Source organism: Mesorhizobium sp. WSM4847, from assembly GCF_055811335.1.
On sequence record NZ_JBVVPY010000017.1, the window covers coordinates 1 to 22,556 of the forward strand.

At 63.2% G+C, this 22,556-nt stretch carries 20 protein-coding genes; 10 read left to right on the forward strand and 10 right to left on the reverse strand.

Going from position 1 to position 22,556, the window contains the following annotated elements; translation table 11 throughout:
* Positions 1–292 precede the first annotated feature (292 nt).
* On the forward strand, positions 293–2,980 hold the full coding sequence (locus AC0L28_RS22920) for an EAL domain-containing protein (protein ID WP_023802249.1): 2,688 nt from the start codon (positions 293–295) through the stop codon (positions 2,978–2,980).
* Between the two features lie 69 nt (positions 2,981–3,049).
* Here the strand turns inward: AC0L28_RS22920 and AC0L28_RS22925 are convergent, their stop codons facing one another.
* The gene (locus AC0L28_RS22925) at positions 3,050–3,535 is read right to left on the reverse strand and encodes a CAP domain-containing protein (RefSeq protein WP_473480487.1); all 486 of its coding nucleotides are present in this window, start codon (positions 3,533–3,535) and stop codon (positions 3,050–3,052) included.
* A gap of 227 nt (positions 3,536–3,762) precedes the next feature.
* The gene (locus AC0L28_RS22930; RefSeq protein ID WP_287298297.1) at positions 3,763–4,326 is read right to left on the reverse strand and encodes a TetR/AcrR family transcriptional regulator; all 564 of its coding nucleotides are present in this window, start codon (positions 4,324–4,326) and stop codon (positions 3,763–3,765) included.
* A 110-nt stretch (positions 4,327–4,436) separates the two neighbouring features.
* On the opposite strand from AC0L28_RS22930, the gene AC0L28_RS22935 reads away from it, so the two are divergent.
* Together AC0L28_RS22935 and AC0L28_RS22940 are read left to right on the forward strand one after the other, a co-directional pair.
* Positions 4,437–5,222, forward strand: coding sequence for an SDR family NAD(P)-dependent oxidoreductase (locus tag AC0L28_RS22935; protein ID WP_023802252.1), 786 nt, complete (start codon positions 4,437–4,439; stop codon positions 5,220–5,222).
* 60 nt (positions 5,223–5,282) lie between these two features.
* The gene (locus tag AC0L28_RS22940) at positions 5,283–6,377 is read left to right on the forward strand and encodes an alkene reductase (protein ID WP_023802253.1); all 1,095 of its coding nucleotides are present in this window, start codon (positions 5,283–5,285) and stop codon (positions 6,375–6,377) included.
* A 175-nt stretch (positions 6,378–6,552) separates the two neighbouring features.
* Here the strand turns inward: AC0L28_RS22940 and AC0L28_RS22945 are convergent, their stop codons facing one another.
* The 4 genes from AC0L28_RS22945 to AC0L28_RS22960 all read right to left on the reverse strand — a co-directional run bounded on the left by AC0L28_RS22945 (position 6,553) and on the right by AC0L28_RS22960 (position 10,646).
* Positions 6,553–8,253: a flotillin family protein gene (locus AC0L28_RS22945; protein WP_473480362.1), complete on the reverse strand. Its 1,701-nt coding sequence runs from the start codon at positions 8,251–8,253 to the stop codon at positions 6,553–6,555.
* 54 nt (positions 8,254–8,307) lie between these two features.
* Positions 8,308–8,928: an OB-fold-containig protein gene (locus tag AC0L28_RS22950; protein WP_473480364.1), complete on the reverse strand. Its 621-nt coding sequence runs from the start codon at positions 8,926–8,928 to the stop codon at positions 8,308–8,310.
* A gap of 5 nt (positions 8,929–8,933) precedes the next feature.
* Positions 8,934–10,055 (reverse strand): PspA/IM30 family protein, encoded by a 1,122-nt coding sequence (locus AC0L28_RS22955; RefSeq protein ID WP_473480366.1) that lies wholly within the window; start codon positions 10,053–10,055, stop codon positions 8,934–8,936.
* Positions 10,056–10,289: 234 nt separating this feature from the next.
* Positions 10,290–10,646, reverse strand: a complete 357-nt coding sequence (locus AC0L28_RS22960; RefSeq protein WP_473480368.1) for a winged helix-turn-helix transcriptional regulator — start codon at positions 10,644–10,646, stop codon at positions 10,290–10,292.
* Positions 10,647–10,752: 106 nt separating this feature from the next.
* On the opposite strand from AC0L28_RS22960, the gene AC0L28_RS22965 reads away from it, so the two are divergent.
* Positions 10,753–11,457: a glutathione S-transferase family protein gene (locus AC0L28_RS22965; RefSeq protein ID WP_023802258.1), complete on the forward strand. Its 705-nt coding sequence runs from the start codon at positions 10,753–10,755 to the stop codon at positions 11,455–11,457.
* A gap of 170 nt (positions 11,458–11,627) precedes the next feature.
* Entirely contained in the window at positions 11,628–12,455 is an 828-nt protein-coding gene (locus AC0L28_RS22970; protein WP_419696669.1) for a DUF2189 domain-containing protein, read from the forward strand.
* Between the two features lie 294 nt (positions 12,456–12,749).
* Here AC0L28_RS22970 and AC0L28_RS22975 read toward each other — a convergent pair whose 3' ends face one another.
* Positions 12,750–13,721 carry a hypothetical protein gene (locus AC0L28_RS22975; RefSeq protein ID WP_473480370.1) on the reverse strand — a complete coding sequence of 324 codons (972 nt, stop codon included), beginning with the start codon at positions 13,719–13,721 and terminating at the stop codon, positions 12,750–12,752.
* Complete coding sequence (locus AC0L28_RS22980; protein ID WP_287181076.1) at positions 13,696–14,712, reverse strand: TadE/TadG family type IV pilus assembly protein; 1,017 nt, start codon at positions 14,710–14,712, stop codon at positions 13,696–13,698. The genes AC0L28_RS22975 and AC0L28_RS22980 overlap by 26 nt, the downstream gene beginning before the upstream one ends.
* 370 nt (positions 14,713–15,082) lie before the next feature.
* Between AC0L28_RS22980 and AC0L28_RS22985 the strand changes: the two genes are divergently transcribed.
* The 3 genes from AC0L28_RS22985 (at position 15,083) to AC0L28_RS22995 (ending at position 18,013) form a co-directional block, all read left to right on the forward strand.
* Positions 15,083–15,943, forward strand: a complete 861-nt coding sequence (locus tag AC0L28_RS22985) for a TIGR01459 family HAD-type hydrolase (RefSeq protein ID WP_023802261.1) — start codon at positions 15,083–15,085, stop codon at positions 15,941–15,943.
* Between the two features lie 43 nt (positions 15,944–15,986).
* Entirely contained in the window at positions 15,987–16,970 is a 984-nt protein-coding gene (locus AC0L28_RS22990) for a bifunctional riboflavin kinase/FAD synthetase (RefSeq protein ID WP_128176964.1), read from the forward strand.
* A 230-nt stretch (positions 16,971–17,200) separates the two neighbouring features.
* On the forward strand, positions 17,201–18,013 hold the full coding sequence (locus tag AC0L28_RS22995; RefSeq protein ID WP_473480372.1) for a MipA/OmpV family protein: 813 nt from the start codon (positions 17,201–17,203) through the stop codon (positions 18,011–18,013).
* Between the two features lie 35 nt (positions 18,014–18,048).
* On the opposite strand, the gene AC0L28_RS23000 is transcribed toward AC0L28_RS22995, so the two are convergent.
* Both AC0L28_RS23000 and AC0L28_RS23005 read right to left on the reverse strand, forming a co-directional pair.
* Complete coding sequence (locus tag AC0L28_RS23000; protein ID WP_051407930.1) at positions 18,049–18,399, reverse strand: antitoxin Xre/MbcA/ParS toxin-binding domain-containing protein; 351 nt, start codon at positions 18,397–18,399, stop codon at positions 18,049–18,051.
* A complete protein-coding gene (locus tag AC0L28_RS23005; protein ID WP_023802265.1) occupies positions 18,380–18,565 on the reverse strand; it encodes a hypothetical protein in 186 nt (61 codons plus the stop codon). Before AC0L28_RS23005 ends, AC0L28_RS23000 begins: the two co-directional genes overlap by 20 nt.
* A gap of 54 nt (positions 18,566–18,619) precedes the next feature.
* Between AC0L28_RS23005 and ileS the strand changes: the two genes are divergently transcribed.
* Both ileS and AC0L28_RS23015 read left to right on the forward strand, forming a co-directional pair.
* Positions 18,620–21,604, forward strand: a complete 2,985-nt coding sequence (gene ileS, locus AC0L28_RS23010; RefSeq protein ID WP_473480375.1) for an isoleucine--tRNA ligase — start codon at positions 18,620–18,622, stop codon at positions 21,602–21,604.
* A gap of 272 nt (positions 21,605–21,876) precedes the next feature.
* Positions 21,877–22,551 (forward strand): hypothetical protein, encoded by a 675-nt coding sequence (locus AC0L28_RS23015; protein WP_023802267.1) that lies wholly within the window; start codon positions 21,877–21,879, stop codon positions 22,549–22,551.
* The last annotated feature ends 5 nt before the right edge of the window (positions 22,552–22,556 follow it).

Below are 22,556 nucleotides of genomic sequence, written 5' to 3' on the forward strand. Positions count from 1 at the left end.
AAGGTCGCCATCGTCGCCGTCATGCGCAAGCTCATCACAACCCTCAACGCTATGGTGCGCACCAACAAACCCTGGAACCCGGCTTCCGTTTGAAGCACGGTTGCTCAACCGTCTCGGCGCTGCGCGCCGATCCACCTTCTCCCACAAGGGGAGAAGGCAAGAACTGCGCCATGCCCCGGTCGGCATCGACCCGGTTCACATGCCATTAGTATATCTGGACCACTATGCGGTCGCTTAGCTTGCAGCGAGCTTTCCTTGCTTTGCGCCAGGCGCCGAACCGGAGGAACTGTGTTTGGTCACGAAATCATCGAGGCAAGCCGCCCAGGCGCCCGAATCGACCGAGCTTGCCACGCTGGCGAAACTGGCGGGCTCCTCGTACGAGACGCTCGAGCGCGAACTCAGGGCTACGATCGCAACACTCGAGCAACAGGCGCTGCGATTCGAGACGGCGATCGACAACATCTCGCAAGGCATCTGCTTTTTCGACGCCGCTGAACGGCTGATCCTGTGCAACCGCCGCTATGCGGAAATTTACCGCATCGCGCCCGAACACTTGCGCCCCGGCCGGACGCTGGGCGAAATCGTCGAACGCCGCATCGCTGCCGGGACATCCGCGATGGCCAGCGACGCTTATCTCGCATTCGCCCGAGCGGTCAATTCGGGCACGACCTTGAGAAACTGGACCGCCAATCTCACCGACGGCCGGACAATTCAGATCTGCCATCAGCCGATGCCTGACGGCGGATGGGTGGCCACGCATGAGGACATAACGGAACTCACCGCCAATCGCCTGATCGTCGACGAGCGCATCTCGCTGCAAACGCTGATCGACTGGGTGCCCGACTACCTGTGGGTGAAGGACACCGAAAGCCGCTTCGTCGTCGCCAACAGGGCCATTGCTTCCGACAGCGGCAAGGCCAAAACCAGTGACATGATCGGTTTGACCGATTCCGATCTTCATGCCCCCGACCTTGCGCAGAAGTTTCGCGCCATCGAGCAAGGCGTGCTGCGCAGCGGACAGCCGATGATCGATGAGGAAGAGTTCGTTGTCGATGCGTCAGGCGCCGGCAAATGGTTTTCGTCGACGAAGGTGCCGTTGCGCAATGTTCAAAACGATATCTTCGGTCTGGTCGGCATCGCCCACGACATCACCGCCCGCAAGCAAGCGGACACCCTTCGAGACGGGCAGGCGCAGATACTGGAAATGATCGCGACGAGCGCCCCGCTCGAAGATGTGCTCGACTGCCTCATGCGCCTCGCCGAGTCTCAGTTGACGGGGATATTCGGTTCCGTCCTGTTGCTCGACAAGGATGGCAGCCACTTGCGGCACGGCGCCGCGCCGAGCTTGGCAAAGGCCTATACGAGCGCCATCGACGGGATCGCCGTCGGCCCCAAAATGGGATCCTGCGGAACCGCTGCCTACCGGCGCGAGCCAGTCATTGTCGCGGACATCATGCACGACCCGCTTTGGCACGATCACTGCGAATTGGCGGCGGCCTATGGCTACCGTTCGTGCTGGTCGACCCCGATCCTGTCGCACCAGGGCGCTGTGCTGGGCGCCTTTGCCATGTACTCGACGACCGTGCGCGAGCCGACCGCGGCCGAGACCCGGCTCATCGATTTCACGACGCGTATTGCCGGGATCGCCATCGAGCGCAAGCTGGCCGAAGATCGGATCCACTTCATGGCCAACCATGATGTGCTGACCGGACTGCCCAATCGCGCTCTGCTCGAGGACCGGCTTTCGCAGGCGATCCTCTACGCGCAGCGATACGATCGCTGGGTAACGGTGGTGTTCATCGATCTGGACAATTTCAAACTCGTCAATGACACGCTTGGCCACAATGCCGGGGACGAGCTGTTGAAGACCGTAGCCGGCCGTATCGTCGAGCGCGTAAGGGCGACCGATACGGTCGTGCGGCTTGGTGGCGACGAATTCGTCGTCGTTCTGTTCGATCAACCGACGAATGTCGATCTCATCTCCGAGACCCTGCAAGCAATTCGGGCGGCGATTGCAGAGCCGGTTCAGCTCGGAGCACATCGGCTGAGGGCGACGGCCAGTATCGGCATCGCCAGCTACCCCAAGGATGGGACCAACCCCGACACGCTGCTGGCCAATGCCGATGCGGCCATGTATCGCGCCAAGGAATTCGGCCGCGACAATTTCCAGTTCTACGCTCCCGAATTCAACACCAGAGCGCATGAGAAATTCGTGCTTCAGGAGGACTTGCGTAACGCCCTGGCCCGTTCGGAATTCACGCTGTTTTATCAGCCGCAGGTCGACCTTCGGTCGGGCCTCGTCTTTGCCGTCGAAGCGTTGCTTCGCTGGAATCATCCGACGCGGGGCATGATGGCACCGAACGCCTTCATTCCGACGGCCGAGGAGACAAGTCTGATCGTGCCGATCGGCGATTGGGTCCTGCACGAGGCCTGTCGGCAGAACAAGGCATGGCAGGATGCCGGCCTGCCGCCGATGACCGTCTGCGTGAATGTGTCGACGCGGCAATTCAGGGAAAAGAACCTGATCGGCCGCGTCGCCGATGCCCTGAAAGTCAGCGGTCTGGAGGCCAGATATCTCGAGCTGGAGGTGACCGAAAGCCTGATCATGCAGGATATCGACCTGGCGGTCGCAACGATGAACCAGCTGCAAAACCTGGGCGTTCAGATCTCGATCGACGATTTCGGAACAGGCTACTCCAGCCTCAGTGCGCTCAAGACCTTTCCAGTGGCGCGGCTGAAAATCGACAAGTCGTTCATCAACGATATCGCTGCTGACGAAAACGACCAGGCTGTCGCCAGCGCCGTAATATCATTGGGTCAAAATTTGAATCTGAGGGTCATTGCCGAGGGCGTCGAGACGGACGATCAGGTGGCCTTCTTGCGCAAGAACAACTGCGATGAAATGCAGGGCTATCATTTCAGCGAGCCGGTTTCGGCCCCTGACATCGAGAAAATGCTCAGTGGCGAACCCATGGATTGACGGGTCGACCATGATCTCCTCAGCCAAGGCGGCATTGCCGCCAGCGCGGATTGCCCTGTGCCCGCGTTGCTATTTGCCCAGGACAAGGCTCCAGTAACGCCGCGAGCTGTCGCGGCCGTCCCGCACATAGGCCAGGCCGAAGCGGGTGAAGCGCGGGTCGAGCATGTTGCGGCGGTGGCCGGCCGAATGCATCCAGATGTCGAACAGCTTCTGCTGATCGAAACGGCCATCGGCGATGTTTTCGGCGGCAGCACCGGCAATGCCGTTGCCCTTGACGCGCAAAGCAAATCCCTTGCCCCAGCCGGTCGAGCGGGTCATGCGGCCGCCGCGCGCCATATAGCCGGACTGCTGCAGGGCTGCCTGTTCGAGCTGACGGTCGGGAACAAGCGGTTCGAGGCCGGCTGAGGCGCGGATGCCCGCCAGCGTGCCGACGGCGGAGGCGGAGACCCCGGCGCCTTCGCCGGTGGGCAGCACAGTGGCGCAAGCGGCAAGCCCGGCCAGTGCGGCAAGGCCGGCAGCTCTAAGCAGCATTCGCCTGTTTGGCGTCGGGCGCATTTCGTCAGAGCGGGGTTCTAGGGATGGTTGATTGGCGGTGTCGGTGAGCGTCATGCCTGCCTGACATAGCGGCAATAGTGGCTTTTGCCGGGCAGGCGTTCAGAAATCTCGCTCGCTGCCCCCTTAGCCGTCCGCGAACCCCGCTGATGCGCGCTGCGGCGCGATATTCTCCAAGCTTGCCGCCCAACCACCCCGGTAGCCGCATTGCTCAAGGGCGCTCCTGGCGGCTATCTGGCAGACACCTGGCTGATCCCGGTATCGATCCAGGCACGCGTCTGTTCCAGAACTTCATCCGAAAGCGCGGGATCGTCGATAGCCCGGGCGAGGATCACTGCCCCCACCATCGCTGCCCAGCATCCGATCGCTGTGCGGCGTCTGTCTACCGGATCCAACTCCGGCAGCGTCTTGCCGATACGGTCGATCTGCGAGCGAAGGCCTTCGGTCATGGCCGAGCGTGCAGCCGGGGTCTGATGGCGGATGTCCGCAACAAGGCCCGCTGTCGGGCAACCACCGGCGGCATTGTCGCGATGCCGGGGCGAAAGATAGGCATCTGCATAGGCGCGAAGGTCGCCCCCTCCGCTTGAGTCTGCGGCGATGACATGGGCAAGGGTTTGGGCGATCAGGTCGTCCTTCGAGCTGAAATGGCCATAGAAGCCGCCATGGGTGAGCCCAGCGGCTTTCATCACCTCCGCCACGCTGACCGCGTCGAACCCCTTGTCGCGAAACAGCCGGCTGGCAACATCCAGAATTCGGCGGCGGTTCTCCGCCATCTGTTCCCGACTGACCTTCATTTCAAAATCCTCCGCCGGCGCCGTTGACATTTACATGATGGGTATCATATTTACCTGCATTCATGATGATCGTCATGAATATAGAGTCCATCAGCGAAAAGAGCAATGCCATGACCATTCCGTCAGTCCTCATAACCGGCGCCTCCACCGGCATCGGAGCCGCCTATGCCGAGCGCTTCGCGCGCCGCGGGCACGACCTCGTGCTGGTTGCCCGTGACAAGGCACGAATGGAGGCCTTGGCGGCCCGTCTAAGTCAGGAAAACGGCGTGGCGATCGATATCATCCAGGCGGATCTTACGCAGCCTGCCGAGCTTGCAGCGGTGGAGACGAGGCTGCGCGAGGACGCCAGCATCGGAATTCTCCTCAACAATGCCGGAACGGCCATCGGCGGAAGTTTTATCGAGCAGAGCACCGATGACGTAGCGCGGCTGGTTGCGCTCAATACGACCGCGCTTCTGCGGCTTGCCAGCGCCATTGCCCCGCGTCTTGCGGCGGCCGGCGAAGGTGCGATCGTCAACATCGGCTCCGTGGTCGGCCTGGCGCCGGAGTTCGGCATGACGGTCTACGGCGCAACCAAAGCCTTCGTGCTGTTTTTGTCGCAGGGACTCAGCCTCGAGCTCGCGCCGAAGGGTGTCTACGTCCAGGCTGTGCTTCCCGCCACGACGCGAACGGAGATCTGGGGACATGTCGGCGCCGACGTCAACACGCTTTCCAACGTGATGGAGGTCGACGATCTGGTGGATGCGGCGCTGGTCGGCTTCGACCGCCGCGAGCTGGTGACCATCCCGCCGCTACCCGATGCCGGGCAGTGGGACGCGCTTCAGGCCGCACGCCAGGCCATGCTTCCGAACTATCGGAACGAACATCCCGCCGAGCGGTACCGCACGGTCGCCTGAGCACCAACGATCCCGTTTCGATAGACGACCCGCCGCGGCGGGGACAAACAAAGGTGACCTATGACAAGCACAACGCTGTTTGAGCCCTATACTCTCGGCTCGCTGACCCTCTCCAATCGTATCGTCATGGCGCCGCTGACGCGCAATCGCGCTGGCCCGGGCTTCGTTCCAGGCGATCTCGCCGCGCAGTATTACGGCCAGCGCGCGTCGGCCGGCCTGCTGATTTCCGAGGCCACGCAGATCTCGCAGCAGGGACAGGGCTACCAGGACACGCCCGGCATCTACACCCAGGCGCAGATCGGCGGCTGGCGCAAGGTCACCGACGCCGTGCACGCCAAGAGCGGGCGGATTTTCCTGCAGCTCTGGCATGTCGGTCGCGTCTCGCACGTCGATCTGCAGGAGAACGGCGCCGCCCCCGTCGCGCCCTCGGCGATCCGGGCCGCGACCAAGACCTTCGTCGGCAACGGCTTTGTCGACGTTTCGGAGCCCCGCGCACTCGAACTGGATGAATTGCCGGGCATCGTGGAGGATTTCCGCAAAGCAGCTGCGAACGCCATCGAGGCCGGCTTCGATGGCGTCGAGATTCACGGCGCCAACGGCTATCTGCTGGACCAATTCGCCAAGGACGGCGCGAACCTCCGCACGGATGCTTATGGCGGATCGGTCGAGAACCGCGCCCGGCTGATGCTGGAGGTTGCGACTGCGGTGGTCGAGGAGATCGGCGCTGAGCGCACCGGCATCCGGATTTCGCCCATCTCGCCCGCCAACGGCGTCTCGAGCAGCGCTCCCCAGGCGCAGTTTGACTATATCGTCGATCAACTCGATGCTTTGGGCATCGTCTACATCCATGTCGTCGAGGGCGCCACGGGCGGATCGCGCGATGTCGCGCCGTTCGACTTCGGATCACTCCGCCGGCGCTTCAACAACACCTATATCGCCAATAACGGCTATGACCTTGAGCTCGCGGGGTCGCGGCTTGCCGACGGCAAGGCGGACCTGTTCGCCTTCGGGCGACCGTTCATCGCCAATCCCGATCTTGTGGAACGGCTGCAGACGCGCGCGCCGCTGGCCGTGTTCGATCAGGCGACGCTCTATGGTGGCGGCTCCGCCGGCTATACCGACTATCCCGTGATCGCCGCTTCAAGCCAGCCATGAGCCATCAGGGTGCCGCGCCCGCGCGGCCATCCCACGTCGACAGCAGCGCCGGCGCCTTCGCCGGTGGGCAGCACGGTGGCGGCAAGGCGGCCTGCCTGACATAAACGCGATCCTGGCTGGCAAATAGATCGGGCGTGGATTGTTCCAGGCCCGATCAAATCAGCGCTCGGGCAGTTCAGGCCCTCGGTATCCCCGGCAGGGGGGCGACCAGCTCGTCGTCCGCCCCGTCTGCCTCCTCGAACAGACCGGCCCCGTCAGCATCCGTTTCCCGCGGCCGCGTCGAGACCAGATCCTTCAGAGAGCCACCGGCGCCGGCGATGCCGGCTTCCTTCAGGAGCGCGTCGATCAGAGACTTGTTGCCGGTGAACTTCAGCAACTGATCGGCCAGATCGCCCAGGCCCGAACGCCCGCCTTCGCCGCCCGAGCGACCGCCCGAAAATCCCGCCGTGTCGAACACGCGGATGCTATCGATACGGCTCGCCGGCTCCATCAGCGCCTTTAATGCTTCCGGCAGCATGGTGATCCGCGCCTGCGTCAGTTCAAGCTGGATCAGCCGGTCGGAGAGCAGGTTGCGCGCTTCGTTCGTCGCGCGGATGGTCGCGGCCTCCGCCTCGCCTTCCGCGATCACGCCTTCGGCGCGGACCTTCATCGCTTCCGCCGCCGCGCGGGCTTCTACCAGCGCCGCCTCGGCGCGGTCTTCCGCCGCTGCCTTTTCGGCGCTCGCGCCAACTGTCACCGACACAGCCTCAGATTCCGCCGCTTCCTGTGCTTGCAGAACGGCGATCTGCCTGGCACGGTCGGCGATTTCGCGTTCGCGCGCCGTCTGCACCTTTTCTTCAGCCGCAACCGTCAGCGCCTCGGCCTCGCGGGCCTTGGCTTCAGCCTGGCTGGTTTCCTGGCTCTTCTTGGCGATGGCCACCGCCATATTCTGGCGCGACAATTCAACCTCGCGCTCAGAGTTGATGCGCGCCTCTTCCTTGGCGCGCTGCGCTTCCGCCGCATGCTCGGCGATCTCGCGTTCGCGCGCGATCTGGGCGGCCTGTTCGGCGAGCTTCGCCGCTTCCTCGGCCTTGGCCATTTCGGAGCGGGTGGAGGCCTGCTTGGAGACTACGTCGCGCTCCTGCTCCAGCCGCGCCTCTTCCTCTTGCCGCTTCAACGCGTACTTTTCGCGCGAGGCGTTCAGGTCCTGCTCGGCAATCGCCACTTCGGTCTTCCGCGTCACCTCGTTGCGCTCCTTGCGGCGCTGTTCGGTGATGGTTGTCAGCTTGGCCAAACCGACGGCGTCGAAGGCGTTGGTTTCGTTGAAGAACTCACGCGGCGTCTGGTCGAGGCCCGTCAACGACACCGATTCCAGCTCCAGCCCGTTCGAGCGCAGATCGGTCTCGACTGCGTCCTGCACCGCCTTAACGAAGTCCGAGCGATTCTCATGCAGCTGATCGAGGGTGTTGCGCGCGGCGACGGAGCGCAGCGCGTCGACCAGCTTGGCTTCCACCAGATCCTGGATTGCCTTCGGGTCGTTGACACGGTCGCCCAGTGTCTGCGCAGCGAGGCCGATGCCGTCATCCGTGCCGTCGACGCGTACGTAAAACTCGGCACGGATGTCGACGCGCATGCGGTCAGAGGTGATGAAGGCGTCCTCGCGGCGGCGGTCGACCACCAGCTTGACGGTGTTGAGCTTGACCTTCGCCAGCGCATGCAAGATGGGCAGGATCAGCGCGCCGCCGTCTTTGACCACTCTGCGGCCGCCGACGCCGGTACGCACGAAGGCCTCGTCACGTTCGGCGCGCTGGTAGAGCCGCCCGAGCACAAAGCCGATCACCGCGATCACGAAGAGAACGATGCCGACCCAGATCAGAAATTGAACCATATTGTCCATAACTTGCCCCCAGATTTGAAAGTGTTTGATGTTCAGCTTTGCCCAAAGCTCTGGCTAGATGTGCTCCTCGAACGGCACTACCAGCCAGACACGACTAGGTCCCTCGGCGGCTTTCACCACCACGACTAAGGCGCCTTTCTCGATTTTCATTCCCGCGTCTGCGGGCCGCGCCCGCAGCGTATGCAATTCGCCATGCTCATCGCGCACTCGGATCGAGCCGGGCCGACCGTCGTCCAGCGGCCCGAGCGTGACCGTGCCGCGACGCCCGACCAGATGATCGTGGTTGACGGCGTAGCTCTCGTCCTGCGGCAGGAGATGAGCGATCCAGCCGCCGGTGATCTTCGTGACCATCACCGCCGCCGGCGCCGCGCCAAAAGCGTAGCTCCACGCCGGCAAGGCCGGGAAGATCTGCCACAGCATGATGCCGACCATGCCGAACGTGACCAGCAGAAGCAGTATCAGGATGGCGAAGGGTACCCGACCGAAATTCAACCAATCGAATACGTCGCCCAGATGTGTGGCGTCGAGGAGGTGGTCGACCGCGCCGTCTTCGCCGCTACCATGGTCAAAATGCCCGGCTCCAACAAAGAACAGGACGATCTGCAGGACACCCAGCAACATCCCTGCCAGCAATGGATAGAGATAGAGCGCCGGCGCGTGGAGAATTTCTGCCATCGGCGCTACTTCTTACCCTTGAGTTCGCTGCGCAGAGCCGCCAGCCGGTCGTCAATGCGGCGCTGGCGCCCAAATTCTTCGAGTTCGACAAGATCGTTGTCGCGCGGCTTGCCAGCGGGCAGGTCGGTCAGCCGCGCCACGCTGGAAAGCGCGGCCGCAATGCGATCCTCCGGTGCGGGTTTGCGGAACCCGCCGCCAGCGTTGCCTGCCGTGCCCGGGTTCTGCGCCTCGCGGGCGCGACGCGCTATCTTCACCCGCTCCTCGGAATCGCGGCGGGCCGCACTTGCGGCGCTCAGCGCGCCTCGCGCTTCGTCAATGCGCACATCAACATCTTGGATCAGCTTGTCGATAGAGGCGGCCTGCGCGTCGATGTCGTCCTGACGGCCAATACCGGCCCGTGCGAGGTCTTCGCGGCCCTCTTGCAGGGCGACACGGATATTCTGGTCCAGCCCCTCGCGTTCCTCGGTCAGGTCGTCCTTCTGCAGGGTGTAGCGCTTGCGCTCGGCGATAAGCGCTGCGAGGTTGGATTTCAACTCGTCGGCGGCCTTGTCGATCTCGCGGATCGCTTGTTCGGCCACCGCCTCGGGAGCCTTCTTCTCAAGGCCGTCGATCACGGTTGCGACCAGGCCGGCGGCGAGGCGCGAAACGCGCCCGGAAATGGATTCGGTCTGCATGGCTTCGATCTCCCTGTGTTGCATGTCCGCCGACAGCGGAACGGTGAGCAGATAGGCCCCGTTATCCCGTACGAGATGGGAAAGTTGCGCCTTCTCCTGGCTATCGGAGTAGCCGGTGGCCAGGAATCCCGCGATCACACGCCCCTCAACGGTAGAAATCGAAACCTTGTCGACGCCCTTGAAGGACATGAGCTTGTCGTCAAGCGGCAGCCGGTCGGGCGACCAGGCGCCGGAGGCGTATTCGCGAATGCCATTGGTCACCAGTCGCGCCGGCAGGCCCGTCTCGGCGCGGATCGCTTCATAGGCGAGCTTCTGGAGTTCAAACGTGTTGGTGCGTTGGTTAGAGGCGGTGCGATCCAGGATGTCGTGCATGACGGCATAAGCCGCGAAAGTCATGTCGATGGCGCGTTTGCCAGCGCGGCTCAGGATCAGCTTGTATTGCGCGGTCTTCATATGATTCTCCCCTCAATCACCTAACACGTGATTGAGGGGATTTCAAGTGACAATCACCAAAAACGTGATTTAGTGATAGGAGGGTTACCACGTGTGTTGTTTGGTTAACCGCAGGTGTTGGCCAGTAGACAACGTTTGGCGCTGCGCGCTCCCTGAGGTATTCGGCCCGGTCGGCTGATTCCACCCAAGCAGTTGCACAACGTATAGTTGCAATCGTCAGATTTTCCCCACTGCTTACTCAGCCGCCACGAGCCTTGGCGCCGATGAGACCCGGCCGGCCCGATCGTCGGTAGCTTCCCACCAGTCGCCCAGGGCGTCGATGAGCGGCACAAGCTTGAGACCCGCTGCCGTGAGATCATAGTCGACGCGTAGCGGATAGCCGGCATGCGCCGTTCGCCGCACGATCCCGGCTTCCTCCAGCTTGCGCAGTTCCAGCGCCAGAATGCGGTGCGACACGGTCGGGTTGTCACGCCTCAGGTCGCTGAAGCGCTTGGTCCCGTCCTTCAGATAGTAGAGCAGCAAGGTCGGCCAGCGACCGCTGAGCACACGCATGGCCTCTTCGATCGGGCAGCTTGAGACGACATCTTTCATGGCGGATCCTGGTTACAAAATAGTGCGTAATTTACATGGGGCGACCAGCGTTTAGGGTCAAGCTTCGCTGCGCAGCGTGATCCCTGAACATGGAAGAGACAAAGAAATGGAACCTATCCTCCTTTACGGCGTCCCGGCGGGAAGTTCGATGGGGCTCGTCGCTGCTTTTGAACGCCTCGGACAGCCCTACCGCCTGTGCCGCGTCGACATGCTCACCGAAATGAAGAACGACGCCTATGCCCGCATCAACGGCCGTCAGGAAACGCCGGTGATGATCACCGACGAAGGCAGAGTGCTCACCGAGACCATGGCGATTGCCGCTTGGCTCGAAGCCCGCGACACGCAACGTCGCATCAGCTTCGACCCGCGCTCGCCGGAAGCCGACCGGATGCATCAGCTGATGGCTTTCGTGAACACCGGTTTCACCGCCGCTTTCACCCCGCTCTGGGCTGCCTATGAAATGGAATCGGCCGAACCGGCCCTGCTGGCGACCTTGCGTGACTTCGGCCGCCAGGCCGTTGCCGAACGCCACGACCGGCTTGAGGCGATGATCGGCGACACCGACTTTCTGGTCGGCGACCGCCTGACGTTGGCCGATACCACGTTGATCGGCGTGGCACGTTGGGCGGAGTTCCACCAGGCGGTCGACGGCGCCGCCTATCCCAGGCTGGCAGCGCTGCGCCGTCGGATCGAAAGCAATCCGGACGTGCGGTACGCGCAGGCCATTGAGGACGGCGAAACGCCGGCGGGTTCGGGTGCCTGCCTTGGCCACGTTCCGCTGGCCGAGGTGATTGAACGATTTGGTGTCTAGCACACGCCAGCGGCGCGGCACGAACACGGCCTGTGCCGCGCCGCGCATGCTCAATCCCACCCGATTCGCGACAAGCACATCGAATTCGGCTATCATGCCATCGCTCTTGAAGTGGCAGCTACGGGCGGCCATCCTGGCGGTGGCCGCCCCCTGAATACGGGAGAATGGGTATGGCCAGCTTTCATGTCATGTCGGACGCGCGTGGGATGCACGTGCAGCCCAGGGTGCGCCGCATCACCACGGCGGACCTGATCGATGTGCTGCGGCTCGGCGTCGAGGATTTTTGGGCAAAGCCATCGCATTACGTCTTCCTGTGCCTGATCTATCCGGTGGTCGGATTGATCCTGGCGCAGTGGACGACATCCGGCGCCTACGCCATCCAGCTCCTTTACCCGCTGATTTCCGGCTTCGCCCTGCTTGGACCGTTCGCCGCGATCGGCCTCTACGAGATCAGCCGCCGCCGCGAGCTCGGCATGGACACGTCCTGGTGGCACGCCCTCGAGGTGCGCCACTCGCCGGCGCTGCCGGCGATCGCGGTCATCGGCATCATGCTGGTGGCACTGTTCCTGCTCTGGCTGTTCACCGCGCAATCGATCTACTCCAGCCTGTTCGGCGCTCAGCCGCCGGCCTCGATCGGTGGCTTTGTGCGCGAGGTGCTGACAACGCCCAAAGGCTGGACGCTGATCCTGCTCGGCAATGCGGCCGGCTTCGTCTTCGCCGCGATCGTGCTGGCGACGACCGTCGTCGCTTTCCCGCTGCTGCTCGACCGTGATGTCGGCGCGGTCTCGGCGATCGAGACCTCGGCACGGGCGGTGATGACAAACCCGCTGCAGATGGCGCTGTGGGGCCTGATGGTCGCCGTGCTGCTGGTCATCGGCTCGATCCCGCTGTTTGCCGGGCTCGCCGTCGTCATGCCTGTGCTTGGCCATGCGACGTGGCATCTCTATCGCAGGCTGGTCGAACCGGAGCGGGCGCAGCCGGACCGGCGGCCGATGTAGGCGGAAGCGGCATTAACAGCCGAAGAATGCAGCGGCCCAAACAACCTGTTCGGCCGCGATCCTTCCGCGCCCCCCTCTGGCCTGCCCCTTGCCACAACTTGGCATCTCCCCACGAGGGGGAGATCGGCAGCTTCTGCGCCTCGCCTCTTCTGCGGCGTTGGAGATTGGCGAAAGCCGTGCCGACATCCGATCTCCCCCCTTGTGGGGGAGATGTCCGGCAGGACAGAGGGGGCGCTGTTCCGCCAGCCTGTCATTTCCGGGCGCTTGCGCCCCCTTCAGCCGACCCCACCCCCTTCAGCCGACGATGCGCAGGTTCGACAATTCGTTGGCGATTTCCCTGAAATTGTCCGACAGCGTCGCCCCGGTCGCGTTCCAGAACAGCTTGGCCGGCTTGGTCGGATCGGTGGGATCCTTGCGGAAGCGCGAGTCCGAGGAGCAGGCCTTCAGCGCGTCGAGTGCTTTCTTGTCACCGGCATCGGTGGTCGACAGGTCGAGCGCAACGGTCATGACGAGAACGTTCGATTTCTTCGCGTTGCCGCAAAGGGTCTGCATCTGCTCGTCCAGCGCGGCGGTGTAGTTGGCGCCCGTGTAGGTCGTCTTACCGATGTCGGTGCTTGTGTTCATGAACAGCCGCGTCACGCTTCCAGACCCCGGATATGTCAGGCCGGTGTAACCGTAAGCGGCATAGGTCGACCTGTTATTGGCGTAGCCGCTGTCGCTGACGGCGCTGTAGGTATTGGCGCCGTCGGTCAGCACGATGACCACTTTGTCGTTGCCTCTTTCAGTGTTCGGCCGGCCCTCGGTGAAAGGTTCGTTGCTCGACACCGTCCGCCAGCCCCAGGCAAGGCCTTCCGGCACGTTGGTGTTGCCGTTCGGCGCCATGGCGTCGATGGCGTTGTCGATCTCCTCTTTCTGGGCAAGCTGGGTCACGTCTTTGAGCGGTGTGATCGGGTTGGTCGTGCAGGACGAATTCGGGCCGTCGCCCGAGGTCGCCGACTTCGAGCCGTAAGGCTTGACCAGGAAATATTTGCGCATGTCCGACTGCCGCTGCGAAGCGGTTGGGCTGTCGGTGAAAGGCCAGTCGGCCCACCAGTTGTTGCCGTAACCATAGTTCAGATAGATCACGTCGTTAGCGCCGTCGCGGTTGAAATCGAGCCAGAGCGTGCCGGCCTCGTCGGGCGCAAACATCGGCACGAACAGCGTGGCAGGTGTGGCGGTATCAGGCGTCGTGTCGTCGTTGTTATACGGGTGCGGCCTCGCCTCCACGCAACCCTGCCAACTCGCATAGCGGCTGGTGGTGTAGATATATTCCGGGGTGGTCCAGTGGCCCGCTGCTGCAGTTACCTTTCTTGTTATAGGTGTCGCAGATATACTGTTTCGTGTTAGGCACTTCTTCGCGGCCGGACTCGACGGTGATGTCGGCGTAGAGGCTGAAGCGGGTCAGTGGCTGATCCTCGGTGTCGCCCCAGCCGGTGCCGCGTTTGTACCAGACGCCGTTGAGCTTCTCGGCGTATCTGTCCGGATCGTTGGCGGCGGTCATCTTCGTCCAGTCGAAATCCTCATGCTGGATCGGGGAGATGCCATCCTGGTCCATCCAGCTGTCCTGGTCATGGGTGGGACCGACATTGACCGAAGCAGCGAACGGCACCAGGGAGAACTGCACCGGTTTGCTGACCTGCTTCATCTGCTGTGCCTGCAGCGCCAGCGTATCGACAAGCTGTTTGGCGGCAGTCTTCAGCAGGTCTATTCGCCTCGCGCCGGTGCCGGAACCGAGCTCGTTCATCGAGCCGGAATTGTCGAGCACCAGAGCGACTTCCAGCGTGTTCTTGAGACGGATTTCCGAGCAATCCGTGAAAGTTGTAGCGCCGCTGGTGGTCCCGCCGCCCAGCAGCATGGCGGCGGCCGGCAGAAAATAGGGGTGATAGGTAAGGGCGCTGCAGAGCTTCAACGTGCCGCCACCCGCATTGCTGTTGGGCAGGGTGACGGTAAGCGACGTGTTGGCCGGATCGACGGGGCCGAGATTGGTTTCGAAGAAAGTCTTGGCGTAGGCCCTGGCGGCGTCGTCGGTTGCGCCGGAGACGACTTGCTGAGCCGTGGCGAGGCCGGCGGCGTCCAAAGCGTTCAACGTGGCGTGCTTCTGGCGCAGCAGTTCCGAGTAATCGACGCTGAGCGCCACTCCGCCCATCAGTGGCACCATCGTGATGACCGTCATCAGCGTATAGTTACCACGCCGGTCCCTACCGAATTTTCGGATCATTGTCTTCAGCCCCTCGCCAAAACCCCTAGTCGGCGAGAGATGCCATCAATCCTTAAATTTCAGATTGCTGAAAAACACCCAAGATCGGCTTGCTTTTTCAAGGCTCGTTAACCACGCCGCCGATGCCGGCATTGCTGCGCGCGGCTGGACCGGCCGCCGAAGCCTTCAGAATGGGGAAGTCTCGGCAAGAGCGGCTTGCGCGCTTGCCTTCGTCAGTGCCAAGGCAATCCTGAAACCAGGGCAATCCTGAAAAATGTGAAAGCTGGTGACAGGGTCAAGTGCTTCGGTTAATGCGAACCTGCCGCGGTGGACCCCTGCCGCGGCGGACGTCGGCGGCGACGCTCGCAACCATCATGATTTGGGAAACGATATGGCGGACTCGCCCGATATCATCGGCTCGCTCGCGGATTTGTCGGGAGCCTATTGTGCCATCCTGTGCGACGTCTGGGGTGTGGTCCACAATGGCGAACGGCATTTTCCGGCCGCGGCTCTGGCGCTGGGCACCGCGCGCGAGGCGAAGATACCTGTCGTGCTGATCACCAATTCGCCGCGGCGCAGCGCCGATGTGGTGGCGCAGATGAATGCGATCGGCGTTCCCTCTGCGGCCTATGACCGCGTCGTCACCTCCGGTGACGTGACCCGCGACCTGATCATGGAGGGGCCGCGAAAGATCTTCCACATTGGCGCCGATCGCGATTTCACGCTCTATGACGGGCTTGATGTCGAGCTGGTCGAGGAGTTCGAGGCGTCCGGCGTGGTCTGCACCGGGCTGTTCGACGACGAGGTCGAGAAGCCGGAGGACTACGCCGATCTTCTGCGGCGGCTGCGCGCCAGGAACCTGCCCTTCATCTGCGCCAATCCCGATATCGTGGTCGAGCGCGGCGAGCGGATGATCTGGTGCGCCGGGGCCCTGGCCCGCGACTATGCCCAACTCGGCGGGCGCACGCTGATCGCCGGAAAACCTTATGCCCCGGTCTATGACGTCGCGATGAAGGAGATCGCCGACCTGCTCGGCCGCCCGGTCGAGCGCTCGGACGTACTGGCTATCGGCGACGGCATGATGACCGACATCAAGGGTGCTGCCGACAATGGCTTCGACGTGCTCTACGTGTCGGGCGGCATCCATGCCCGCGACTACGGCGATCCGCTACAACCGGATCCGGCCAGGCTGATCGCCTTTCTGGAAAGGCACGGCTACCGGCCGGTCGCGGTCATTCCGAGACTGCAGTAGGCTCGCTCGATGATGGAAGCCTCGAAATGACGCAAGCCCCGAAATGACGGAAGCCTTCGAACGCGTTTCTGCCATCTCGCCGCTGCCGGCCCATTTGCGGGGTGGCGTGGTGGCGATCGGCAATTTCGACGGCGTCCACCGCGGCCACCAGGCCGTGCTCGAACGCGCGCTGGCCGAGGCTCGCCGGCGCGGCGCGCCGGCGCTGGTGCTGACCTTCGAGCCGCATCCGAGAAAGGTGTTCCGGCCCGAGATACCGCTGTTCGTGCTGACACCGCCGCCGATGAAGGCAATGCTGCTGTCGCATCTGGGCTTTGCCGCACTCGTCGAGCAGCCGTTCACGCGCGCCTTCGCCGCACTGTCGGCGGAAGCGTTCGTGACCGATGTGCTCGACAGCAATCTCGGCATCATCCACGCCGTGACCGGCTTCGACTTCCACTTCGGCAAGGACAGGCAAGGCGGACCGGCCTATCTGATGGCGGCCGGCGAACGCCACGGCTTCGGCGTCACCCTGGTTGACGCCTTTCGCGACGAAGGCGCCGAGGTGGTGTCGTCGAGCCGAATCCGGGCGCTGCTGTGCGAAGGGGCGGTGGCCGAGGCCGCCGGCCTGCTCGGCTACCGCTTCACGGTCGAGAGCGAGGTGATCGGCGGCCAGCAGCTTGGCCGGACGCTCGGCTTTCCAACCGCCAATATGAGGCTTTCGCCGGAAGCCACTCTGAAGGAAGGGATTTACGCCGTCCGCTTCCGCCGCGCCGACGGCACGCTTCATGATGGTGTTGCCAGCTTCGGCCGCCGCCCGACCGTCGACGACAACGGCGCGCCGCTTCTGGAAACCTACGTCTTCGACTTTTCCGGCGATCTCTACGGCGAGCTATGCGCGGTGTCCTTCTTCGGTTTCCTGCGCGCCGAGGTGAAGTTCGACGGGCTCGACGCGCTAGTCGCGCAGATGAAACGCGACGAGGCCGAGGCGAGGGCGCTGCTTGCCGGCGTCAGCCCGCTGTCCGAGCTCGACACGGCCATTGCTTTTTGAGCGAATTCGCCAGGCCGATCGCAGCGTCGCCTGACATTTGTCGTCACTTGGCATCTTGCCAATTTGGCGGGTATCGCCGAGGGTCATGCCCGTCCAGCGAGCAGCTTGCGCTGGATGCACGCCAAAAAGTGAGTTAGCGTGTCGAGTTTAAATCAAAGTTTACTGAACCGGCGCCATGGCTCTTTGCAGGCAGGTTGTTCCCGCCGGTGTTTCGCGCGTATAGAGTGACGATGCGTTCTATCAAGGTATATCAGGTGGTCTTGGCCACCTTCCTGCTGGGCGCGCCCGGTGCCGCCGAAGCCGCCGATGGCGCCTTGGGCTGGCTGTCCGGCGACTGGTATCTGACAGTCGGCGCCACCGGCCTGGTCGCCCCCGATTTCGAAGGCAGCAAGAACTATATACTCAGCGCCCAGCCGATCATCTCGCTCGGCAAGGCCGGTCCTGCGGCCCGCTTCACTTCGCGCAACGACAACATCTCGCTGGGGTTGATCGACGAAGGCGGCTTCCGCGCCGGCCTGGCCGGAAAAATCCTGTTTTCGCGCGATGGCGACGACGCCGACGAACTGAGAGGCCTCGACCCGGTGCGCTGGGGCGGCGAGGCCGGCGGCTTCTTCGAATTCTATCCTTTGGACTGGTTGCGCGCCCGCGCCGAATTGCGGCACGGCATTCGCGCCCATAACGGCTTCGTCGCCGACATCGCCGCCGACGCATTCCACGATGTGACGCCGGAGGTCAGGATCTCGGGCGGGCCGCGCGTTTCGTTCGCCTCGTCGGATTATTTCGACGCCTATTACGGCGTCGACGCCGAGGAAGCCGTGGCGTCGGGCCTCAGCCGGTACCGACCGGACGGTGGCGTGAAGTCGGCGGGCCTCGGCGGCGCGGTGACGTGGAAAGTGACCGAGCCGATGACGGCCAGCCTGTTCGCCGAATATTCGCGGCTGATGGGCCCGGCGGCCGATTCCAGCCTGGTCAAGGAGCGCGGCTCAAGGGATCAGTTCACGATCGGCGTGTCGACGACCTATCGCTTCGATTTCTCGATGTGATGTCGCAGGTTGTGTATTGCGCGCAGCCGCATGGCTCAGGCGACTATGCCGTAGGCGATGCGGTTGAGTTCGTCTTCCACAAGCGTGGCACCTGCTTCCGATTGCAGGAGATCGATGGGCACTTGGTTGAGCACCCGACTTGGCTTGCGCAGCCACCGCTGCGCCTTTTCATGGTTGCCGAAAACGCGATCCGCCATCGCTGAAATGCGTTCAAGTCGCAGAGCGCGGCCGGACTCGGCAATCGTCAGGGTCACATTTCGTTCCTTCCGGTGCGCTAAACTGTGAAATACAACCGTAGATGTTGGTCTTCCAATACCATCTGCCGACAAACATAGGCGCAATTGGTAAACGCTCCTAGGGTAAGCATCAGAGTTCGGGCTTTTCAATGGGGCCGGCCTCGTCTAAAAGCCCGGTCATGACGCAGTTTCCTCGCGCGCTCGCGATTGCGATACGAATTACAAGCCCGGTGTTCCGGGCGGCCTGAGCGCCGCCGGAGCCGCCGGGAATTTTGCGCGCGGCCTCTCGCGCTTTTTCCAGATCATGATAGTTCAACGCCCGGGCTCTTTGCCGGGCAATGCATATGGCAGACCAATGACCGATACGCCGATGACCGACACTGTTGAAACGATCGACTATTCCAAGACGCTTTATCTGCCGCAGACGGATTTTCCGATGCGCGCCGGCTTGCCCGAGAAGGAGCCGCTGCTGGTCAAGCGCTGGCAGGACATGGAGCTTTACCGCAAGCTGCGCGAAAACGCCGCCGGCCGCGAAAAATACGTGCTGCACGACGGCCCGCCCTACGCCAACGGCAGCATCCATATCGGACATGCGCTGAACAAGATCCTCAAGGACGTCATCACCCGCTCGTTCCAGATGCGCGGCTACGACTCGAACTACGTGCCCGGCTGGGATTGCCACGGCCTGCCGATCGAATGGAAGATCGAGGAGCAATACCGCGCCAAGGGCAAGAACAAGGACGAGGTGCCGGTCAACGAGTTCCGCAAGGAATGCCGCGAGTTCGCCGCACACTGGATCAAGGTGCAGGGCGGCGAGTTCCAGAGGCTCGGCGTCGTCGGCGACTTCGACAATCCCTATACGACGATGGCGTTCCATGCCGAGGCGCGCATCGCCGGCGAGCTGTTGAAATTCGCCATGTCGGGCCAACTGTATCGCGGCTCCAAGCCGGTGATGTGGAGCGTTGTCGAGCGCACCGCGCTGGCCGAGGCCGAGGTCGAGTACCAGGACTACGAGAGCGATACGATCTGGGCGAAGTTTCCGGTCGTCAGCCTCGCTCGTCAGGTCACCAACGTCGAAGATGGGCAGCCAGCCTTGGATCCGAGGCTGACGCAGACGTCACTGGACTTGCTGGAGGCCGATGTCGTTATCTGGACGACCACGCCATGGACCATCCCCGGCAACCGTGCCGTCAACTATTCGCCACGCATCAATTATGGCCTCTACGAGGTCACTGCGGCCGAGAATGCTTTCGGCCCGCAGCCTGGCGAAAGGCTGATCTTTGCCGAAGCGCTGGCGGAAGAGGCTGCGACCAAAGCCAAGGTGACGATAGACCGCCTCCGTAGCATTTCGGCCGAAGAGCTTGGAAGCCTTACGCTTTCTCATCCCTTCAAAGGTTTGAATGGCGGCTATGAATTCGACGTCCCAATGCTCGCCGGCGAGCATGTCACCGACGAAGCCGGTACCGGTTTCGTCCACACGGCGCCGGGCCATGGCCGCGAGGATTTTGACGCCTGGATGGATGCAGCTTCGGATCTTCGCCAGCGCGGCATCGACACAGCGATCCCGTTCACCGTCGACGATGCCGGCTTCTTCACCAAGGATGCGCCAGGCTTCGGCGCGGACCGCGAGGGCGGTGCGACGCGCGTCATCGACGACAACGGCAAGAAGGGCAATGCCAACCAGGCGGTCATCGACGAGCTGATCAAGCGCAATGCGCTGTTCGCGCGCGGGCGGCTGAAGCATTCCTATCCGCATTCGTGGCGGTCGAAGAAGCCGATCATCTTCCGCAACACGCCGCAATGGTTCGTCTTTATGGACAAGGAGCTCGGCGACGGCACGACACTGCGCAGCCGTGCCCTGAAGGCGATCGACGACACCCGCTTCGTGCCGGCCGCCGGCCAGAACCGCATCCGCGCCATGATCGAGGAGCGCCCCGATTGGGTGCTGTCGCGCCAGCGCGCCTGGGGCGTGCCGATCGCCGTCTTCGCCGATGCCGACGGCAACGTCCTGCGCGACGAGGCGGTCAACCAGCGCATCATCGTCGCCTTCGAGAAGGAAGGCGCGGACGCCTGGTTTGCGGCCGGCGCCAAGGAGCGTTTCCTCGGCAATCACGATGCCTCGAAATGGCAGCAGGTGATGGACATCCTCGACGTCTGGTTCGATTCCGGCTCGACCCATGTCTTCACCCTGGAGGATCGTCCGGATCTGAAATGGCCGGCCGACGTCTATCTCGAAGGTTCCGACCAGCATCGCGGCTGGTTCCACTCCTCGCTGCTCGAAAGCTGCGGCACCAGGGGCAGGGCGCCTTACGACACCGTCGTCACCCATGGTTTCACCATGGACGAGGAGGGGCGGAAAATGTCGAAGTCGCTCGGCAATACCGTCGTGCCGCAAGACGTCATCAAACAGTCGGGCGCCGATATCCTGCGGCTATGGGTGGTGACCACCGACTACTGGGAAGACCAGCGGCTCGGCAAGAACGTGCTGCAGACCAACATCGACGCCTACCGCAAGCTGCGCAACACCATCCGCTGGATGCTGGGCACGCTTGCCCATGACGATGGCGAGGACGTGCCGCTGGACAAGATGCCGGAGCTGGAGCGGCTGATGCTGCACCGGCTCGCCGAACTCGATGAAGTCGTGCGGGCGGGCTACGACGCCTTCGAGTTCAAGCGCATCACCCGCACGCTGCTCGACTTCATGGTGGTCGAGCTGTCGGCCTTCTATTTCGACATCCGCAAGGACGCGCTCTACTGCGAGGCGCCGTCCAGCGTGAAGCGCAAGGCGTCCGTGCAGGTGGTGCGCCATCTGTTCGACTGCCTGGTGAAATGGCTGGCGCCGATGCTGCCCTTCACCATGGAGGAGGCCTGGCTCGACCGTCATCCGGACGCCGTCTCGGTGCATCTCGACCAGTTTCCGCCAATCCCGGCCGACTGGAAGAACGAGGCGCTGGCGGAAAAATGGCGCAAGGTGCGGCAGGTTCGCCGTGTCGTCACCGGCGCGCTGGAGATTGCGCGCGCCCAGAAGGTCATCGGCTCGTCGCTGGAAGCGGTGCCGGTCGTCACGCTCGATGATGCGGCGCTCGAAGCGGCGATATCAGATGTCGACATGGCCGAAATGGCGATCACCAGCGATCTGGTCATTGCGCATGGCAACGCGCCTTCTGGCGCCTTCACGCTGGACGACGTCAAGGGCGTCGCCGTGGTGGTCGAGAAGGCCGAGGACCGGGGCCTTCTCAAATGCGCGCGCTCATGGCGCTACACGGCCGATGTCGGGCAGGACAAGGAATTCCCCGACGTTTCGGCGCGGGACGCAGCGGTGCTGCATGAATTGAAGGCGCTTGGTCGACTTTAATGCATGTCGCCCAAATGCATGCCCCCGGGCCTGACCCGGGGGTGTGTAGCGGTTTTGGGATAACTACAGGCACAAGACCATATCGGTGCACAAATGCCACGGCAGGCGATTGATCGGCCCCCACTCGTTGCCCTTAACGAGTGGTTGAGATAAACACGCGAAACTCCGGACGACAAATTGTCGCCGGATTTCCGTCGGAAGAGCATGGGCGATGGGGACCGGACCTTTGGCCGGTGGCGATCGAGAGGCTGTCTAGAGTGGGACTTTTTGGCATGACCGAAAGAACTTGCGCGCGCGTTGCGCTGCTGGCGCCGCTTGTCGTGTCCGGCCTGGCCCTGTCCGGCTGCATGGGCTCGCCGACCTACGGGACCGACAAGACCGCCTCCGCCCAGCTTGCCGGCGATCTCACCAGCGCTTTTTCAGTCATGCCGAAGAACAAGGAAAAGATCGACTACAAGCCGCGCCCCGAATTGGTGAAGCCGGCGCCGGGCCAGAAGCAACTGCCGCCGCCGCAGGACAGCGCCACGGCAAGCGCCGATTGGCCGGAATCGCCCGAGCAGCGCCGCGCTCGCCTGCGCGCCGAGGCCACGCTCAACCAGGACGATCCGTCCTACCAGGCGCAGATCGTCGATGACGTCCAGACGGATCCAACCGCGATCAAGGCTGCGATGAAGGACTCGGGTTCCAGTCATCCGCCGGCCTGGAAGCCGGCGGATTCGGACAAGGGCCGCGCCGCCGAAGTCAAGCGCCGCCTTGCCGAACAAAAGCAGGGCGACCCGAACACCCGCCGATATCTGAGCGAGCCGCCGGTGCAGTATCGCGCCGCTTCCGCCACCGCGCCGGTCGATGACCTCGGCGAGGACGAGTACAAGAAAGCACGCCGCCTCAAGCGGGAAGCGGCCGCCAAGAACAAGAGCGGCGGCATGTTCGACTGGCTGCCGTGGTAAGCTGC

Coding starts and splice junctions, on each gene's coding strand:
- AC0L28_RS22930 (WP_287298297.1), bottom strand. CDS start 4,326: ATGAAGGTCAGTCGGGAACAGATGGCGGAGAACCGCCGCCGAATTCTG.
- ileS (WP_473480375.1), top strand. CDS start 18,620: ATGACCGACACTGTTGAAACGATCGACTATTCCAAGACGCTTTATCTG.
- AC0L28_RS22940 (WP_023802253.1), top strand. CDS start 5,283: ATGACAAGCACAACGCTGTTTGAGCCCTATACTCTCGGCTCGCTGACC.
- AC0L28_RS22985 (WP_023802261.1), top strand. CDS start 15,083: ATGGCGGACTCGCCCGATATCATCGGCTCGCTCGCGGATTTGTCGGGA.
- AC0L28_RS22990 (WP_128176964.1), top strand. CDS start 15,987: ATGACGGAAGCCTTCGAACGCGTTTCTGCCATCTCGCCGCTGCCGGCC.
- AC0L28_RS22965 (WP_023802258.1), top strand. CDS start 10,753: ATGGAACCTATCCTCCTTTACGGCGTCCCGGCGGGAAGTTCGATGGGG.
- AC0L28_RS22935 (WP_023802252.1), top strand. CDS start 4,437: ATGACCATTCCGTCAGTCCTCATAACCGGCGCCTCCACCGGCATCGGA.
- AC0L28_RS22995 (WP_473480372.1), top strand. CDS start 17,201: ATGCGTTCTATCAAGGTATATCAGGTGGTCTTGGCCACCTTCCTGCTG.
- AC0L28_RS22970 (WP_419696669.1), top strand. CDS start 11,628: ATGGCCAGCTTTCATGTCATGTCGGACGCGCGTGGGATGCACGTGCAG.
- AC0L28_RS22960 (WP_473480368.1), bottom strand. CDS start 10,646: ATGAAAGATGTCGTCTCAAGCTGCCCGATCGAAGAGGCCATGCGTGTG.
- AC0L28_RS22980 (WP_287181076.1), bottom strand. CDS start 14,712: ATGATCCGAAAATTCGGTAGGGACCGGCGTGGTAACTATACGCTGATG.
- AC0L28_RS22955 (WP_473480366.1), bottom strand. CDS start 10,055: ATGAAGACCGCGCAATACAAGCTGATCCTGAGCCGCGCTGGCAAACGC.
- AC0L28_RS22925 (WP_473480487.1), bottom strand. CDS start 3,535: ATGCGCCCGACGCCAAACAGGCGAATGCTGCTTAGAGCTGCCGGCCTT.
- AC0L28_RS22945 (WP_473480362.1), bottom strand. CDS start 8,253: ATGGACAATATGGTTCAATTTCTGATCTGGGTCGGCATCGTTCTCTTC.
- AC0L28_RS23015 (WP_023802267.1), top strand. CDS start 21,877: ATGACCGAAAGAACTTGCGCGCGCGTTGCGCTGCTGGCGCCGCTTGTC.
- AC0L28_RS22950 (WP_473480364.1), bottom strand. CDS start 8,928: ATGGCAGAAATTCTCCACGCGCCGGCGCTCTATCTCTATCCATTGCTG.